Annotated in this window: 11 protein-coding genes; 2 read left to right on the forward strand and 9 right to left on the reverse strand. The window is 72.0% G+C overall.

Translation table 11 applies throughout. The features are described 5' to 3' along the window. The first annotated feature begins 24 nt into the window (after positions 1–24). Entirely contained in the window at positions 25–1,689 is a 1,665-nt protein-coding gene (locus tag FS532_RS00455) for an APC family permease (RefSeq protein ID WP_222121916.1), read from the forward strand. Positions 1,690–1,699: 10 nt separating this feature from the next. On the opposite strand, the gene FS532_RS00460 is transcribed toward FS532_RS00455, so the two are convergent. Then, positions 1,700–3,007, reverse strand: a complete 1,308-nt coding sequence (locus FS532_RS00460; protein ID WP_144749383.1) for an LLM class flavin-dependent oxidoreductase — start codon at positions 3,005–3,007, stop codon at positions 1,700–1,702. Positions 3,008–3,010: 3 nt separating this feature from the next. Further along, positions 3,011–4,429 carry an O-acetylhomoserine aminocarboxypropyltransferase/cysteine synthase family protein gene (locus tag FS532_RS00465; protein ID WP_144749385.1) on the reverse strand — a complete coding sequence of 473 codons (1,419 nt, stop codon included), beginning with the start codon at positions 4,427–4,429 and terminating at the stop codon, positions 3,011–3,013. Positions 4,430–4,517: 88 nt separating this feature from the next. Here FS532_RS00465 and FS532_RS00470 point away from each other — a divergent pair, with 88 nt between their 5' ends. After that, entirely contained in the window at positions 4,518–5,747 is a 1,230-nt protein-coding gene (locus FS532_RS00470; protein WP_144749387.1) for an amidohydrolase family protein, read from the forward strand. Positions 5,748–5,955: 208 nt separating this feature from the next. On the opposite strand, the gene FS532_RS00475 is transcribed toward FS532_RS00470, so the two are convergent. The 7 genes from FS532_RS00475 to rsgA form a co-directional block, all read right to left on the reverse strand. Next, positions 5,956–6,489 carry an NUDIX hydrolase gene (locus FS532_RS00475; RefSeq protein ID WP_144749389.1) on the reverse strand — a complete coding sequence of 178 codons (534 nt, stop codon included), beginning with the start codon at positions 6,487–6,489 and terminating at the stop codon, positions 5,956–5,958. A 151-nt stretch (positions 6,490–6,640) separates the two neighbouring features. Then, on the reverse strand, positions 6,641–7,354 hold the full coding sequence (locus tag FS532_RS00480; RefSeq protein WP_144749391.1) for a M50 family metallopeptidase: 714 nt from the start codon (positions 7,352–7,354) through the stop codon (positions 6,641–6,643). A gap of 159 nt (positions 7,355–7,513) precedes the next feature. After that, complete coding sequence (gene glmS, locus FS532_RS00485) at positions 7,514–9,328, reverse strand: glutamine--fructose-6-phosphate transaminase (isomerizing) (RefSeq protein WP_144749393.1); 1,815 nt, start codon at positions 9,326–9,328, stop codon at positions 7,514–7,516. Positions 9,329–9,745: 417 nt separating this feature from the next. Beyond that, on the reverse strand, positions 9,746–12,442 hold the full coding sequence (locus tag FS532_RS00490; protein WP_144749395.1) for a helix-turn-helix transcriptional regulator: 2,697 nt from the start codon (positions 12,440–12,442) through the stop codon (positions 9,746–9,748). A 456-nt stretch (positions 12,443–12,898) separates the two neighbouring features. Further along, entirely contained in the window at positions 12,899–13,681 is a 783-nt protein-coding gene (locus tag FS532_RS00495) for an inositol monophosphatase family protein (RefSeq protein ID WP_144749397.1), read from the reverse strand. An 18-nt stretch (positions 13,682–13,699) separates the two neighbouring features. Continuing rightward, positions 13,700–14,896 (reverse strand): hypothetical protein, encoded by a 1,197-nt coding sequence (locus FS532_RS00500; RefSeq protein WP_144749399.1) that lies wholly within the window; start codon positions 14,894–14,896, stop codon positions 13,700–13,702. A gap of 154 nt (positions 14,897–15,050) precedes the next feature. Further along, on the reverse strand, positions 15,051–16,097 hold the full coding sequence (gene rsgA / locus FS532_RS00505; protein ID WP_144749401.1) for a ribosome small subunit-dependent GTPase A: 1,047 nt from the start codon (positions 16,095–16,097) through the stop codon (positions 15,051–15,053). Between the last annotated feature and the right edge of the window lies 1 nt (position 16,098).

The raw sequence follows: 16,098 nt of genomic DNA on the forward strand, positions 1-16,098 counted from the left end.
CTGCGCTCATCGACAGGAGCAACAGTGGCTACAACGACACAGGCGCTGCCGGACTCCGGCCTCAAGCGCAACGTCGGCTTCATCGGGCTCATCTGGGCCTCGACGGGGTCGATCATCGGCTCCGGCTGGCTCTTCGGCTCGCAGGAAGCCCTGAAGACCGCTGGACCCGCCGCGATCATCTCGTGGCTCATCGGCGGCGTGGCGATCCTCGTCCTCGCCCTCGTGCACGCCGAACTCGGCGGCATGTTCCCGATCGCGGGTGGAACAGCGCGGTTCCCCCACATCGCGTTCGGTGGCGTCGCCGGAGCCTCGTTCGGGTGGTTCTCGTGGCTGCAGTCCGTGACGGTCGCCCCGATCGAGGTCGAGGCGATGATCAAGTACGCCCAGCACTGGGAGTTCGCACACCCGTGGTTGCACACGACGACCGTCGACGGTGAGACGCAGCAACTGCTGACTGGCGCGGGGATCGCCGTCGCGGTGGTCCTCATGGCCGTGGTCACGGTGATCAACATGCTCAGCGTGAAGATCCTCGCGAACACGAACTCCGCGGCGACGTGGTGGAAGGTCGCGATCCCCCTGCTCGTCATCATCGTGCTGGCGTTCAGCGGGTTCCACGGCTCGAACTTCACGGCGGCCGACGGCTTCATGCCCGAGGGTGCGAAGGGCATCCTCGCCGCGGTGTCCACGTCGGGCATCATCTTCGCGTTCCTCGGGTTCGAGCAGGCCGACCAGCTCGCCGGTGAGGCCAAGAACCCGAAGCGCGACATCCCGCGGGCGGTCATCGGGTCGGTGCTCATCGGACTCGTGATCTACCTGCTGCTCCAGGTCGTCTTCCTCGGCGTGCTGCGCTCCGACGCGGTCCAGGGCTCCTGGGCGACCGCGGACTTCACGAAGTACACCGGTCCGTTCGCCGACATCGCGATGGCGGCCGGCATCACCTGGCTGGCCGTGATCATCTTCATCGACGCGATCATCTCGCCCGCCGGCACCGGTCTGATCTACGTGACGGCGACGAGCCGGATCTCGTACGGGCTGAGCCGCAACGGCTACTTCCCGAAGGCGTTCGAGTGGACGACGAAGCAGGGCGTGCCCTGGGTCGGCCTCATCGTCGCGTTCGTCGTCGGGTGCGCGTGCTTCGCCCCGTTCCCGTCGTGGCAGGGACTCGTCAGCCTCATCACGAGTGCGTCGGTGCTGATGTACGCGGGTGCTCCGCTGGCACTCGGTGCCTTCCGGAAGCGCATCCCGGAGATCGAGCGGCCCTACCGGATGCCGGCCGCGACGGTGCTGTCGCCGATCGCGTTCGTCGTCGCGAACCTCATCATCCTCTGGACCGGGTGGGACACCGACTGGAAGCTCGGTGTCGCGATCCTCATCGGTGCCGTGGTGATCATCCTGAACAACGTGTTCCGCGGCGCTTCGAGCGTCCGGCCGCGCTGGGACTGGAAGGCGGCGCAGTGGCTGCTGCCCTACCTGATCGGCATGGGCCTCATCGTGTTCCTCAGCGACTTCGGCCCGCTGACGCACCCGGTGTTCCCGCTGTGGATCGACATCGTGGTGGTCGCGGTGTTCTCACTGGTGATCTACTACTGGGCGATCAACTCCGCCTCGGACCGCGAGGAGATCCTCCGCACCGCCGAGGACGTCCGTGACGTCGAGGAGAGCGGCGTCGTCGAGCCGGTGCACCACTAGAGCCGAACGACTAGAAGTCGAACAGGTTCTGCCGGATGCCTCCGGCGCCGTACTCCCGTCGCAGGAGCCCGCGGCGCCGGAGCACCGGCACGAGGTCGCCGAACATCCGGTAGACCTGCGCCGGGTGCAGGTCGCCCGAGAAGATGATGCCGTCGTTGTCCGCGTCCGCGCCGAGCTCCTCGATGAAGTCGGCGAACTCGTCGGCGGTCCCCACGAACCCTTCGCGCGCTGACACCCGACCCTTGCGCGCCTTGCGTTCCAGCAGTGAACGCAGCGGCGCGTCCGGAGTGTCACCGACGAGGCCGCGGATCGTGCCGGCGGACACGTGGTCGCCGAACGTCCCGGCGGGGATCGGTGCGTCGAGGTCGAGCGTCAGCAGGTCGGTTTCGGAGTCGCTCGACCACGCGATCGCCGCGGTGCGCAGGTCGTCGTCGGACGGGTGCGTCGACGCCGACACGATCCGCTCGGCCTCCTCGGGGGAGGACACGATCTCGGGCTTCAGGACGAACAGGATCCGGAGGTCCGCGGCGGACCGGCCGGCGAGGGCAGCGGCCGAGACCACCCGCTCGCGGTAGTCCCGCACGGCAGCGGCGGACAGCGGCGCAAGCGCGAGCTGCACGTCCGAGTGGGTCCCGGCGAACGCCAGCCCGCGCCCGGAGCCACCGGGGGAGACGACCACCGGATCGGAGTCGAGCGGGAGCGCGTTGAGCGGCCCGTCCGCGGTGAAGTACTCGCCCTCGTGGTGGAACGCGTCGAGCGCGTCCCCGTTCGCGAAGCTCCAGTCCGAGGGATCGCCGACGTACCCGTCCGAACCCCAGGAGCGCCAGAGCCGACGCAGCAGCCCGATCCACTCCTCGGCACGGTCGTACGCCTGGTCGTGGGGCAGCGGCGACAGCCCCGCGTGCCGCGCGCTCCCGGTGTCCGTGACCACGTTGATGCCGAGGCGCGACCCGGACAGGTGCGCCAGGGTGGCGAACTGCCGAGCAGCGAGGTACGGCGGCGTGAACCCGGCGTTCACGGTCGGGGCGATGCCGATGTGCGACGTGGCGGCGAACAGGTACGGCGCCAACAGGAGCGGGTCGTGCTTGGGCCCGCCGTACGCCTGCCGGATGCGCAGGTCGAGCGTCGACGGGTTGCCGAGCGAGATGGCGTCCTCGGCGATGACGAGGTCCATGCCCGCCTGCTCGAGGGCGCGGACGGACTGCTGGTACAGCTCGGGCTTCGTCCAGTCGTGTCCCCAGTCCCAGTCGGACCGGCCCCACGCCTGCGGGCCGAACCCGCGTGAGAAGAAGTACCCGAAGTGCTGCAGTTCGGCCATTGCCTAGAGTTCCTCCGCGATCACGTGGTTGCCGGGGACGGCGTGTTCCAGGGAGGCGAGCTCCGAGTCGGAGCCGACCCGTGCCTCCAGGCCGACAGCGCCGACGGCGCCGACAGCGCCGACACCCGCACCGCGCAACGCGGCGAATCCGCGCGACAGGTCGCGAACCAGGTCCGCGACGTCCTCGATCCCCACCGACAGCCGGATCAGGCCGTCGTCGATGCCCTGGTCGGCGCGCTCCTGGGGCGTCTTGCCGGCGTGCGTGGTCGTGGCGGGGTGCAGGATCAGCGAGCGGACGTCACCGAGGTGGGTCATCCGGCTGAACAGCTGGACGCTGTCGATGAAGGTGCGCGCGGCGGCTTCGCCGCCATCGAGCGTGAACGCGAAGACGGAGCCGGCACCGCGCGGCAGGTAGCGCTGGGCGAGGTCGTGGAACGGACTGGAGGCGAGACCCGCGTAGTCGACGCTCGTCACCTCCGGCTGCTGCTCCAGGAAGGACGCGACGGCCAGCGCGTTCGCGCTGTGGCGTTCGACGCGCAACGACAGCGTCTCGATGCCCTGGCGGAGCAGGAAGGAGTTGAACGGCGATGGCGTCGGGCCGATGCGGGAGGCGACGACGTCGCGCGCGAAGACGATGAACGCCCGGATGCCGTAGCGGTCGACGTAGCTCTCGCCGCCGAGCGACCGTTCCGGGCTGGTCAGGTGCACCCAACGCTCGGGGGAGGCGGACCAGTCGAACGTGCCGCCGTCGACGACCACGCCGCCGAGGCCCGCGCCGTGCCCGGAGAGGAACTTCGACGCGGAGTGCACGACGATGTCGGCGCCGTGCTCGAACGGGCGGACGAGGTACGGCGTCGCCAGGGTGTTGTCGACGATGAGGGGCACACCCGCACGGTGCGCGGTGTCGGCGACGCCGGTGATGTCGAGGACGTCGTTCTTCGGGTTCGGGATCGTCTCGGCGAAGAACGCCTTCGTGTTCGGGCGGACCTGCCGAGCCCACTCGTCGAGGTCGCGCTGGTCGGCGACGAAGTCGACCTCGATGCCGAGACGGCCGAGGTTCTGCACGAGCAGCCCCTTCGTGCCCTCGTAGATGCTGCGCGCCGCGACGACGTGGTCGCCTGCCTGCAGCACCCCGAGGAACGCGATGGTCGCTGCCGCCTGCCCGCTGCCGACGAGGATCGACTCCACCCCGCGCTCGAGCAGGGCGATGCGACGCTCGACGTCCGCGTTCGTGGGGTTCCCGAGGCGGGTGTACGTGTAGCCGTCGTCCGTGCCGGCGAAGCGGTCCCGTGCCTGGTCGAAGTCCTCGAACAGGAAGCCCGAGGACATGTGGATCGCGGGGACCCTCGCACCGTGGCCCGCGTCGGGCTGGAACCCGCCGTGCACCTGCTCGGTCGCGAAACCGTGCGCCTCGTCCGTCATCGGTCTACCTCCTGCCGTGGTCGTCCCGGTACTCTCGCAGGCCTCGCCCGCCAGCCGCCGATTTGCGGCGTCCCGTTACGGTGGAGGCATGGTGGACGAAGACGCGACCCTGGTCATCCGTGACGTGCGACCGTGGGGAGGGGAGCGCGCCGACGTGGTCGTCGCCGGCTCCCGCATCGCCGCGGTCACACCGCCGGGCGCGGTGGCGCCGGGTTCCACCGCCGTCGCGGGCGCGACCGAGGTGCAGGGCCGCGGGCAGGTCGCCCTCCCCGGCCTGGTGAACACCCACGCCCACGTCGACAAGAGCTGGTGGGGCCACCCGTGGGAGTCGTACGGCGGCGAGGGCGGGACGCAGGGGCGCATCGCCCACGAACGGGCCCGTCGAGACGCCCTCGGCATCCCCGGCGAAGCCGTCGCCACCCGGGTCCTGCGCGAGTCCCTCCGTACCGGCACGACCCGGGTGCGGACCCACGTCGACGTCGACCTCGGGGTGGGGCTCCGCGGCATCGAGGCCGTCCGTGCAGCCGGTGCTGCCCTCGACGACGCGATCGAACTGTCGATCGTGGCGTTCCCGCAGGACGGCGTGCTCCGACGCCCGGGCGTGCTCGACCTGCTCCGGCAGGCGGCGCTCGCCGGTGCCGAGCACATCGGCGGCCTCGACCCGTCGCTCATCGACCGCGACCCCGTGGGACAGCTCGACGGCCTGTTCGACATCGCCGCCGACACCGGGTGCGGGATCGACGTCCACCTGCACGAGCCCGCCGACCTCGGGGCGTTCTCGTTCGACCTGATCCTGGACCGAGTCGAGCGGCTCGGCATCGCACCGGGCAAGGTCAACGTCGCGCACGGTTTCGCGATCGTCGACGTCGACCCGGTCCGGCGCCGCGACCTGCTCGCCCGGATGGCGGGCCTCGGCGTCACGATGACCACGGTCGCCCCGGTCCGCATGAAGCAGTTGCCGTTGCACGAGTTCGACGAGGCCGGCGTCCGGTTCGGCTTCGGCACGGACGGCATCCGGGACCTGTGGAGCCCCTACGGCGAAGGGGACGTGCTCGGCATCGCCTGGCAGTACGCCCGGGCCGGCGGGGTGGTGCGGGACGAGGACCTGGTGCGGGTGGTCGAGATCGCCTCGCGCGACGGCGCCCGGTTCGTCACCGACGAGGAGCACGACCTGGTGGCCGATGCCCGCGCCGACGTGGTGCTGGTCGACGCGGAGAACCCGATGGACGCGCTGGTGCGCCGCGTGCCGCGGTCGCTCGTGGTGGCCGGTGGCCGGATCTTCGACCCCGCGGAGCTGGCGCAGCACCCCTGGGAGTAGCGCGGCCGGCGGCGGGCGGTCGGTTCGCAGGCCGTTCGCGACACCGCGCTCGTCGATCGACGTGTGCGGTGTCGCATCATGCGCGTGTACACGGTGCGTGCGCATCGTTCGACACGACGCCGGTCGATCGACGCGCGTGGTGTCGGAAGGTGCGCACGCATCGGACTGGAGGCGCGTGGCGGCGCCGGCACGCGCCTCCAGTCCGGTGTCAGTCGGGTTGCGCGACCGTGGCGACCACCGCGGCCAGGCGTGCTGGCAGCCCCGGCGCGAGGCCGTCGGGCAGCGCGTCGAGGGTGAACCACCGGACGTCGTCGCTCTCGTCGCTGACGGTGGTCCGCCGAGCGGGATCGACCACGGCGACGAAGCCGACGTCCCAGTGCGCTGCGCAGGCGAAGCCCCCGTGCAGGTCGTGTCGGTCGAGGTCGGCGATGGAGGTGTCGAGCAGGTCGAGGTCGGCGATGCCGGACTCCTCGCGGGCCTCGCGGCGGGCTGCGTCGGCGAGGGACCGGTCACCGGGTTCGAGGTGGCCGCCGAACTGCACCCAGAACCGGCCCTTGCCGTGGAGGCACAGCATCACGCTGCCGAGGTCGGGCGAGAACACGAAGCACGACGCGGTGAGGTGTTCCGGGCCGCCCTCGCGTCGGAGTGCCGCGTCGCCGTGGGCCCGCACGAAGGACTCGAACCCGTCGCGGTGCGGAGCCTTCGTCGCGGCGAGGGCGGTGGTCACGGCGTCGAGGTGCACGGCGTCATCCTCGCAGGGCTCTCGCGTCGCTCACCGTGCCACGCGGGGGCGCGCCGGCTGCGGGGCAGTGCGACAAGTCCGATGTCGTACGACAGCGGAGTCGTCGTTCCGAGTCGGAACCCGCCCCCGCCCGCGCCCCCGCCCGCCCGCGTCAGAACAGCGCGCGCACGCCCGCCTCGACCGTCGCCCAGACCTCGAGCAGCGGCCCGCGCGCGAGCCACACCGCCACGGCGTTCACCGCGACGAACAGCACGAACCAGACGCCCGCCGGCACCCGCATCTCCGCCGCCGCGATGTGGAAGTCCGTCTGCACCCGTGCCCCGGTCACCAGCCACCGCGCGACCTGCACCACCGATCGCAGGCCGTCGACCACGAAGAACGCCCCGACGGCGGCGACGACCAGCACGGTGGTCTCCGACGGGCGCAGGGCGACCCAGAGCGCGAGCGCGTCGAAGCCGAGCACCACGAGGATCCCGAACCAGTTCCGGACGAACGCCAACGCCACGAGCCCGACGACGCCCAGGACGACGACGGGCAGCCACCGCGACCCGTGCAGCACCCCGGTGACGAGCAGCACGCCGGCCCAGAGCGGTGCGCTGTACCCGGCGTAGAGGTTGAGGACCCGGACGAGCCAGCGGATCCCGCCCGGCACCCGGCCGAGCTGCACCCAGGCCTCGCCGGACCCGTCCGCGTGCAGCTCGATGCGCTGGATCCGCCCGCCGAACGGCACGACGACGACCGCGTGGCCGACCTCGTGCGCGACGGTCGCGGCGATGCGGGCCACGCGTCCGACGAACGGCACGAAGGGCAGGAGAGCGCCGACGAGGAGCGCGACGAAGACGAGGGGCGGGGCTGCGGTGGTCAAGGCACCAGGATCGCAGCCCCGCCCAGGAGGAAGCCGAACGGACTCAGCCGACCAGGGCCGGCACCACCGCCACCGCGATCACGATGATCGTGGCGACGATGGCGAGCGCGGTGAGGACGGCGAGGAACACCGTCAGCCGGTTCATGCGCGTGTGCCTGGCTATTCGACCGTCACCGACTTGGCGAGGTTCCTCGGCTTGTCCACGTCGCAGCCGAGCTGGAGCGCGAGTTCGCGGGCGAGCATCTGCAGCGGGACGACGGCCTCGAGGGGACCCCACGGCGCGGTCGCGCGACCCCAGGCGAGGTCACCGGCGGCCCGGGGGGTGAGCGCCGGGATGTCCGAACCTTCGCCGCCGACCGTGATGACGAACCCGCCGCGGGCGCGGACCTCGGCGATGTTCGCCTGCAGCCGGTGCTCGCCGTGGTCGATCACGACGACGGGGGTGCCCTCGTCGACGAGGGCGAGCGGTCCGTGCTTGAGCTCGCCCGCCGGGTACGCCTCGGCCCACCGGTAGCTGAGCTCCTTGAGCTTCAGGGCACCCTCGGCTGCGTACGGCAGACCGGCACCACGGCCGAGGAACAGGAACCCGGTGGCGTCCTTGACGCTCGACACGAGCAGGGGGATGCGGTCGGCGGCGATCGCAGCGGCGTGGTCGATGCGTGCAGGAAGGTCGGTGAGTTCGGCGACGAGTGCTTCGGCCCGTGCCGTGTCGATCCGCCCGGAGGCCACGAGCGCGGAGATCACCGCGGCGACCCCGACGACGACCTGCGCCGTGAACGTCTTCGTCGCGGCGACTCCGATCTCGGGCCCGGCGTGGCAGTCCAGGACCGCGTCGGCGCGGCGCGCGAGCGAGGAGTGCACGTTGTTCGTGAGGGCGAGCACCGGGTGCCGGTCCTCGAACCGGTCGAGTGCGCGGAGCACGTCGGCGGTCTCACCCGACTGGCTGATCGCGACGACGAGGGTGCCGGATCCGAGCACGGCCTGGTCGGCCTCGCTCGCGACGACGATGTCGGTCGGGACGCCGCCGATGCCGCGGAGCGCCGTGGCGATCACCTGCCCGGCGTTGAGGGAGGTCCCGCACGCGACGATCGCGAGCCGGTGGAATCCCGGGAGGCCGAGGCCGACCCACATGCTGCCGTCGGCTGCCCGGCGGGCGACGCGGTCGAGGATCGAGGCGACCACGGCGGGCTGCTCCTCGATCTCCTTCGCCATGTGGTCCGGGTGGTCGCCCAGGTCGAGCGCGGTCGCGGCGAACGGCGACGGCGTCGGGAACGGCACCGGCACGGCGATGCCGTCGGACGACCAGGTCCAGGCCTCGCCGAGTTCGACGACGTCGCCGTCGCGGAGCGCCACGAACGTCTCGCACCACTCGGCGATCGCACCGATGTCGCTCGCCACGAAGTCACCCCTTGCTGAACGGGCGACGACGAGCGGGGAGCGCTGCGCCGCGACGACCATGCGGCCGTCCCGGGCGTCGAGCACGACGATCGCCCACGAGCCCTCGAGCTGCGCGGTCGCGATCTGGACGGCGAGCATGAGGTCCGGATCGACGGCGAGCGCTCGCTCGACGAGGTGCGAGATGACCTCGGAGTCGACGTCGGACGAGAACACGTGCCCCTGCGCCTCGAGGGTGGTGCGCAGCCGGTCGGCGTTCTCGACGATGCCGTTGTGCACGATGCTGATCCGACCGGTGCAGTCGGCGTGCGGGTGTGCGTTCGCCTCGCGGACCACCCCGTGGGTCGCCCACCGGGTGTGCCCGATGCCGACGCCGGTCAACGCGTCACCGGACCGCGCGGACACCAGCGTCCGGAGGTCACCGACGCGGGAGACGGAGCGGATCGTCGCGGTCCGACCGGAAGCGGTGCGGACCGCGATCCCGGCGGAGTCGTAGCCGCGGTACTCGAGTCGTTCGAGGCCGTCGAGCAGGTAGGGCGTCGCGTCGTCGGAGACGCGGGCCGCGATGATGCCGCACATCTGGGTTCCCTTCGGGTGGGGAGGAGCAGCGAGTGTGGAGGAGCAAGCAGTGGGGGCGTGCTGTGGGGGAGGTGCGGCACCGACCGCCGCCGGGTCTGCCGTGCGTCCGGTCCGCCGGCCCGGACCGCCGCCCGTCCTCGGATCAGGCGAGGACGGATGACGGCGTACGTGGGCCGACGGTTCGGGTACCGGACGGGGTACCACGGGCTGGCTCCGGGGGGAGCACGGCGGTCGGTGCAGGAGAAGCCTCACCCGGCGTCGGTGACACGGCAACGGTCCCGCCCCGCTCTTGCGGTTCCCCGCGTGCGGGCTGCGAGCACCTGCGGACGCGTGCGGTCTCCCGCAACCACGGAACGGACTGGAGGCGCGGTGCCAGCTGGCACCGCGCCTCCAGTCCGTCAAGGAGTCGCGTTCAGATCACGTGAGCAGCGCGACCAGGTGCGACCGCGAACGCGCCCCCACCTTCCGGTAGATCTGCGTCAGCCGCAGCTCCACCGTCCGCTGCGACATGAAGAGCGACGACGCGATCTCGCGGTTGCGGTACCCCTCCGTCACCTTCTGCACGACGGCGCGCTCCTCCGCGGTGAGCGAGGTGAGCACCGCCGAGGCGTCCGGCGCGCTCCGGGGCGTGCCCGGCATCGCCGCGGACAGGACCGGACCGGAGCGCAGCGACGTCGGCGAACCGAACGACGGCATCGCGACCGTCGCTGCGGGCGTGGCGAGCGGACGCCGGAGCCCCGCTGCCTCGTACGCTGCCGCGGCGGCGGCACCGAGGCGCGGACGGTCCGTCGGGCTCCCCACGGCGGCGAGCGCCGCGAGCGTCCGGGCCCGCTCGAACTGCGAGTCGTGCGGCTGGAACAGTTCCAGCGCGCGACGACGTGCCGTGTCGCGGGTGGTGTCGTCGGCGACGAGCGCGAGGCTGCGGGCCAGCACGAGCGCACCCCAGCGGGAGGGTCGTGCGTGGTGGTCCGCCGCCAGCCGTGCCGCGATGGTCCGGGCGTCGTCGATCCGGTCGAGGCGCGTGTACGCCTCCACCAGGTCGCCGAGGTGCCGGAGCACCGCCGGGTTCCGCAGCGACCGGCCGATCGCGTCGGCGGCCTCGAGGGACGCCGCAGCCTCCTCGATCCGTCCGTCGAGCAGCAGCACCCGGCCACGTAGGGCGTGCAGCTTGGCCGTCGCGCCCCACAGGCGGTTCGTGGACCGCTGCGCCAGGCACCGGTCGACGACCTCGAGCGCCTCGGGGGAGCGCCCCTCGGCGAAGTGCCGCCACGCGATCGCGATCGCCCGGGACGGCTCGCGGAGCCGCTCGACGACCGACGAGCCGGCCTCCCACACGTCGATCGCGCGGAGCGCCTGCCGGAAGTTCCCGGAGCGCACCTCGTTCTCGGCGGACAGGTAGCGGGCCGCCTCGGTCCACACCGGCATCGCCTCCTGTCCCCGTGCGAGGACGAGAGCGAAGACGCGGCGTGCGCTGCGGTACCGCTCGGCGATGCTCAGCGCGTGGGCGAGGAGCAGCAGGGCGGGGTCCGACATGCCGAGGAGCGTCGCGGTGGACAGCCCGTCGTGCAGCTCGGTGTCCGCCGGCAGGGTGCCGTCGACGGCGGCGATGAGCTCGCGGGCCGTCGTCGTGATCTCCCGGGTGTGCTCGGACGCGGACCGCCGGAGCAGTTCGGCCCGGGCCAGGAGGTCCCGTGCGTGGTCGAGTTCCCAGGCCTCGGCCCGGAAGCAGGCGACCATCGCGAGGAGCCCACCGACGGCGTCGGCCTCGGCAGCGTCCTCCGGGTCGACCGGCACGAGGAGTTCGTCCGCGTGCACGGCGTCACCGCTGAGGTACTGCACCGAGTACTCCAGGCGGAGCCGACGGGTCTCGTCGGCCATCGTCCGGAACGGCCGGATCGCGGCGAGGTACCGCGCGGCGAAGCCGAGCAGCCGGTTCGCCAGCAGTGCCTCGGTCACGCCGAGGAGCGCCACGTGCTCGTCCTCGGCGCCCCCGCCGATGTGCAGCGCACGCTCGGTGAGGACGATCGCGGCCTGGGCGTTGCCGTCCACCACGTAGGACCGCGCCGCACGCAGCAGGGCGGCGACGTCGGGGACGTCGTCGACGAAGCTGCGGTGCCAGGCGGTCGCACGCGGGTCCGACTCGGCGCTCGCCGCGGCCAGCTCCGTGTGGGCTGCCCGTCGGTCCCGTGCCGGCATCCGCCAGTACAGCGCGGAGCGGACGAGGGGATCGCGCACGGAGACGGTCTGGCCCTTGACGGACGTGAGTCCGGCGTCGGCGAGGTCGTCGAGTTCGTCGCGGTCCCACCCGGCGGTCTTCGCCACGGGGACGAGCGCCAGTCGTGCGAGGACGTCCAGATCGCGTCCCGCAACGGAGCCGAGCGCCAGGGCCGCGATGGCCTCGGTGGTCGGCGTCGGGCGGAGCGGCAGCACGAGCGGCTCGGAGCCGTTCAGCTGCTCGCGGCTGAGCACGGCGAGCTGCTCCTGCAGTGCGCCGGGGTTGCCGCCGGTCTCCTGGGCGAGGACCGCGAGGACGCCGTCGTTCGCCTCCTCGGGAGCCATGGCACGGGCGAGCACGAGCGCCTCGTCCGCGGGCAGCGGTTCGATCCGCAGCATCGGCAGGGCCGCGAGCGGTCCGTCCGACGGCACGGTGCGGACCGTGGCGACGACGCGGAGTGCGGTGCCGGCGAGCCGGGACGCGACGAACGCGATGAGCTCTTGGCTCTCCACGTCCATCCGGTCGAGGTCGTCGATCAGCACGAGCGTCGGCGGCAGGGTCAGGGCGTGCACGGCATCGAGGAAGTCGTGCGCCGCGGCGAGCCCCGGCGTCTGCCGGTCCTCGGGCGCGGTCCCCTGGAGGAGGTGCGCGATGTGTGCCGTCGCCCGGGGGTCGTCGAGTGCGGTGAAGAGCGAGGTGACGCCGGCCAGTGGCCAGTGGGACTCGCTCCCGTTCACACCGACGCGGACGACGGGGAGGGAGACGCGGTTCGAGACCGCGTCGAGGACGCTGCTGCGTCCGGAACCAGGGTCGCCGACGACGACCATCGCTGACTCACGAGGGAGTACAGCGAGGGTCGCGATCCGGTCGACCTCGAGACGGCGACCGGTGAGTCCCATGACTCACCGGCCTCCGGGTCCGGAAGCGGATGCGGCGGAGAGAGACCGGGTGCCGACGCGGTGGTTCGCCGCGTGGAGGGCCGGACGTGAGGCGGCGAGGGAACGCGCGCCGGAGCTGTCGGTAGTTGAATGCGGTCGACGAGTGAGGGTGCACTCGGTTCCGCTCGGGAACGATGAAGTCATCGTCTGTATCACCCCTCGGGTTAGGGTCTTCGGACGAAGCACGACCGGTCCGGTGGTCCGTTCGGAGCTAGGGACTCCGACGCGGCTCCTGACCTGTCGCCTGCAAGCAAGATAACTCAGGTTTCGACCGGGTTGGCCAGTCTCCGCAATCCGATGTCACCCCCCGTTGCCCCCAGTCCGGGGGGCCGTGTGACCCCCACGGGGGTGACTTCCGGGGCGCCGTGGTACGAAAACGGGGTACAGGGGTGTCCTCTCCGGGGTGGACCTGCGGCGTCAGCGCCGGATGACCTCGACCACGGCGTCGTGCACGAGGCCGTTCGTCGCGAGGGCGCTGCCGTGCCACGGCCCCGGGTCGCCGTCGAGTGAGGTGAAGCGGCCGCCGGCCTCCTCGACGATCGGCACGAGTGCCGCCATGTCCCACGGCTTGAGGTCGGGCTCGCCAGCGATGTCGAGGACCCCCTCGGCGACGAGCATGTACGACCACATGTCCCCGTACGCCCGCGTGCGCCAGACCTTGCGGGACAGTTCGATCAAGGTGTCGAGCCGGTCGTCGTCGTCCCACTGCTGGATGCTGTTGTAGCTCAGGCTGGCGTCGGCGAGGGTGTCGACGCCGGAGACCCGGAGCGGGCCGTCGAACGAGTGTGCACCCTGCCCCTCGGCCGCCCACCAGCGCTTGCCGAGGGCGGGGGCGCTCACGACGCCGAGGACCGGACGGCCGTCGACCGCGAGCGAGATGAGCGTCGCCCAGACCGGCACGCCACGGAGGTAGTTCGCGGTGCCGTCGATCGGGTCGACGACCCACTGGCGGTGCCCCTCGCTGACCGCCTCGGCACCGGTGTCCGCCGTGGTCTCCTCGCCGAGGAACGCGTCGTCCGGGCGCTCGGTCGCCAGCCGCTCGCGCAGCGCCCGCTCGACGGCCTGGTCGGCGTCGGTGACGTGTGTGCTGTCGGCCTTCTTCGACACGTGCAGGTCGGCGGCACGGAACCGCTCGAGGCTGATGGCGTCCGCGGTGTCGGCGAGGGAACGGGCGAAGTCCAGGTCGGCGCTGAGGTCCACGCCCGCAAGCGTAGCGGCCTACGCCGCCACGACCTCTTCTTCCTCCAGCGCGGTGACCTCGCGGTCGCGGGCGATGCGGGCCCGGCGCGCGACGAGCCCGTGCACGACGACGCAGAGCAGCACGGCGACGGCGAGCCAGAGCGCGAGGACGAGGGACGACCGGCCGAGCGAGGCGCCGGGGAAGTACTGCAGGTCCTGGGCTGCCTGCAACCAGGCGGCGCCGCTCCAGAAGGTGTTGAGGCCGGCGAAGAAGCCCGGCTGGAACGCTGGCTGGAAGATGCCGCCCGAGGACGTGAAGTTGAGCATCACGAAGAGCATCGTGAGGATCGGGGTCGTCCACCGCCCGAGCAGCGGGTGCAGGCCGACGCCGAGCGCGACGATGATCGCGTCGTACATCCACGCGAACAGGAAGATCTCCCAGCGGTGCGTGGTGATGATCCCGTAGAGCGGGCCGGCGATCACGATCCCGATGCCGGCGACGACCCCGGCGGTCGCGAGGCCGATCACTGCCGTCCACAGCGGGCGGAGACGGGCGGCGAACGCGGCCACGGCGATCGCGGACGCGTAGCCGCCGACGCTCAGTGCCACGAGGAGGAAGAAGAGTCCCTGCCCGGTGGTGTCCTGCTCGCCCGAGGGGACGACGTCCTGCACGGTGAAGGGCAGGTGCGCCTGGTACGCGATCGGCATGAAGATCTTCTGCGCAGCGGTCGCGGTGGTCTCCGATGCGGCGGTGGAGACGTAGAGCGTCGCACCGGACGTCCCGGGGGCGTAGACCGCGGCGAGCTCGCGGTCGCGGACCTGCCGCTCTGCCTCGGCCGTGGAGGACACCACGTGCGTGACGAGGGCGCCGTCGGACTGGTCGGTGACGGTCTGGGCGAACACCTGCGTCGCCGCGCCCTGGCCGACGATGCCGACGGGGAGGTCGTGCGGCGTCGGCGCGTGGAAGGCGCCGAGGTAGGCCAGGCCCATGCCGACGGCCAGGAACAGCGGCACGAGGATGTGCGAGCCGAAGCTCAGCAGGATGCGACCGAGGCCCTGCGGACGGATGACCGACGGGCCGATCGGCTGCCGCGGACTCCTGGAGGACCGGGGTGCGGCGTGCGAGTGGGGCTGGGCGGGGGAGGTGTGCACGTGCGACGTCGTTGTCGTCATGGTGGAGGACGGGGCGTCGACGGCGGGGGTCGGCGCAAAGTTGTACTTTGCAACTTCAGACACGAAGGGCAACTGTACAACGCCGGTGCGCACCTGTCGACCCGGGTCGCCCTCGCACCGTGCGAGGTCGGGTTCGGAGTGTGCGAGGTTGCGTGCACCGTGGGAGGGCTCCGGCCTCGCACGCAGAGCGGAACCTCGCACACTGCGCGGAGCCGGGCTACTCCAGGCCGGGGTCGGACGCGCCCATGCCGGTCAGGAGCGCCCGGAAGGAGTCGAGCCGCTCGACGCCCGTCGCCCCGAGCTCGCCGTCCTGCACCCGGTCGACGATCTCCCAGTCGTGCGCCTGGTCGAGCGGGATGCCGTCCGCGGGCTCCCGGACGGGGACGGCGTGCGAGGCGAAGGCCCGGAAGACGTTCGCGGGGTCGACGTGTCCGAGCCCGAAGGACCGCACGCCCGGTGTGTCGATGATCCAGCCGCCGTCCCGCACCTGCAGCGCGATGGACGACGACGAGGTGTGCCGCCCCCGACCGGTGACCGAGTTGACGACCCCGGTCGCGCGGGAGGACCCGGTCAACGCGTTCACGAGCGTCGACTTCCCGACGCCCGAGTGCCCGACGGTCACGGTGACCTTGTCGTCGAGGACCTCGTGCAGGGCGTCGAACGGCACGTCGTCCGAGCGGCTCGTCACGATGCGCAGGTCCAGGCAGGCGAAGTGCGCGAGGAACGCCGTGGGATCGGCGAGGTCGGTCTTGGTGATGCAGAGGATCGGGTCGAGGCCCGCGTCGAACGCGGCCACGAGGTACCGGTCGATCAGGCGGGTGCGCGGCTCGGGGTCGGCGGCGGCCACGACGATGAGCATCTGGTCGGCGTTCGCCACGATGACGCGCTCGACCTCGTCGGAGTCGTCGGCGCTGCGGCGCAGCAGTGTGCTGCGCTCGGCGACCTTCACGATGCGGGCGAGTGACCCCGGTTCCCCGGAGACGTCGCCGGCGAGGTGGACGGTGTCGCCGGTGACGACGGACTTCTTCCCGAGTTCACGCGCCTTCGTGGCCGTGATGACCCGGTCGCCGACCAGCACGCCGAACCGGCCGCGGTCGACGTTCGTCACCCAGCCGGTCGGGGCGTCGTCGTACGTCGGCCGGACCTTCGTACGTGGTCGGTTGCCCTTCGGGTTCGGACGGACCCGCACACTCGACTCGTCGTACTGCCCGTACGGTTCGTCCGCGTCCGTGTCGTCCCCGTCGACGTCGTCCCACCAGCTCATC

Origin of the sequence: Curtobacterium pusillum (genome assembly GCF_007673235.1) — a bacterium.
In the GTDB taxonomy this organism is placed as follows: domain Bacteria; phylum Actinomycetota; class Actinomycetes; order Actinomycetales; family Microbacteriaceae; genus Curtobacterium; species Curtobacterium pusillum_C.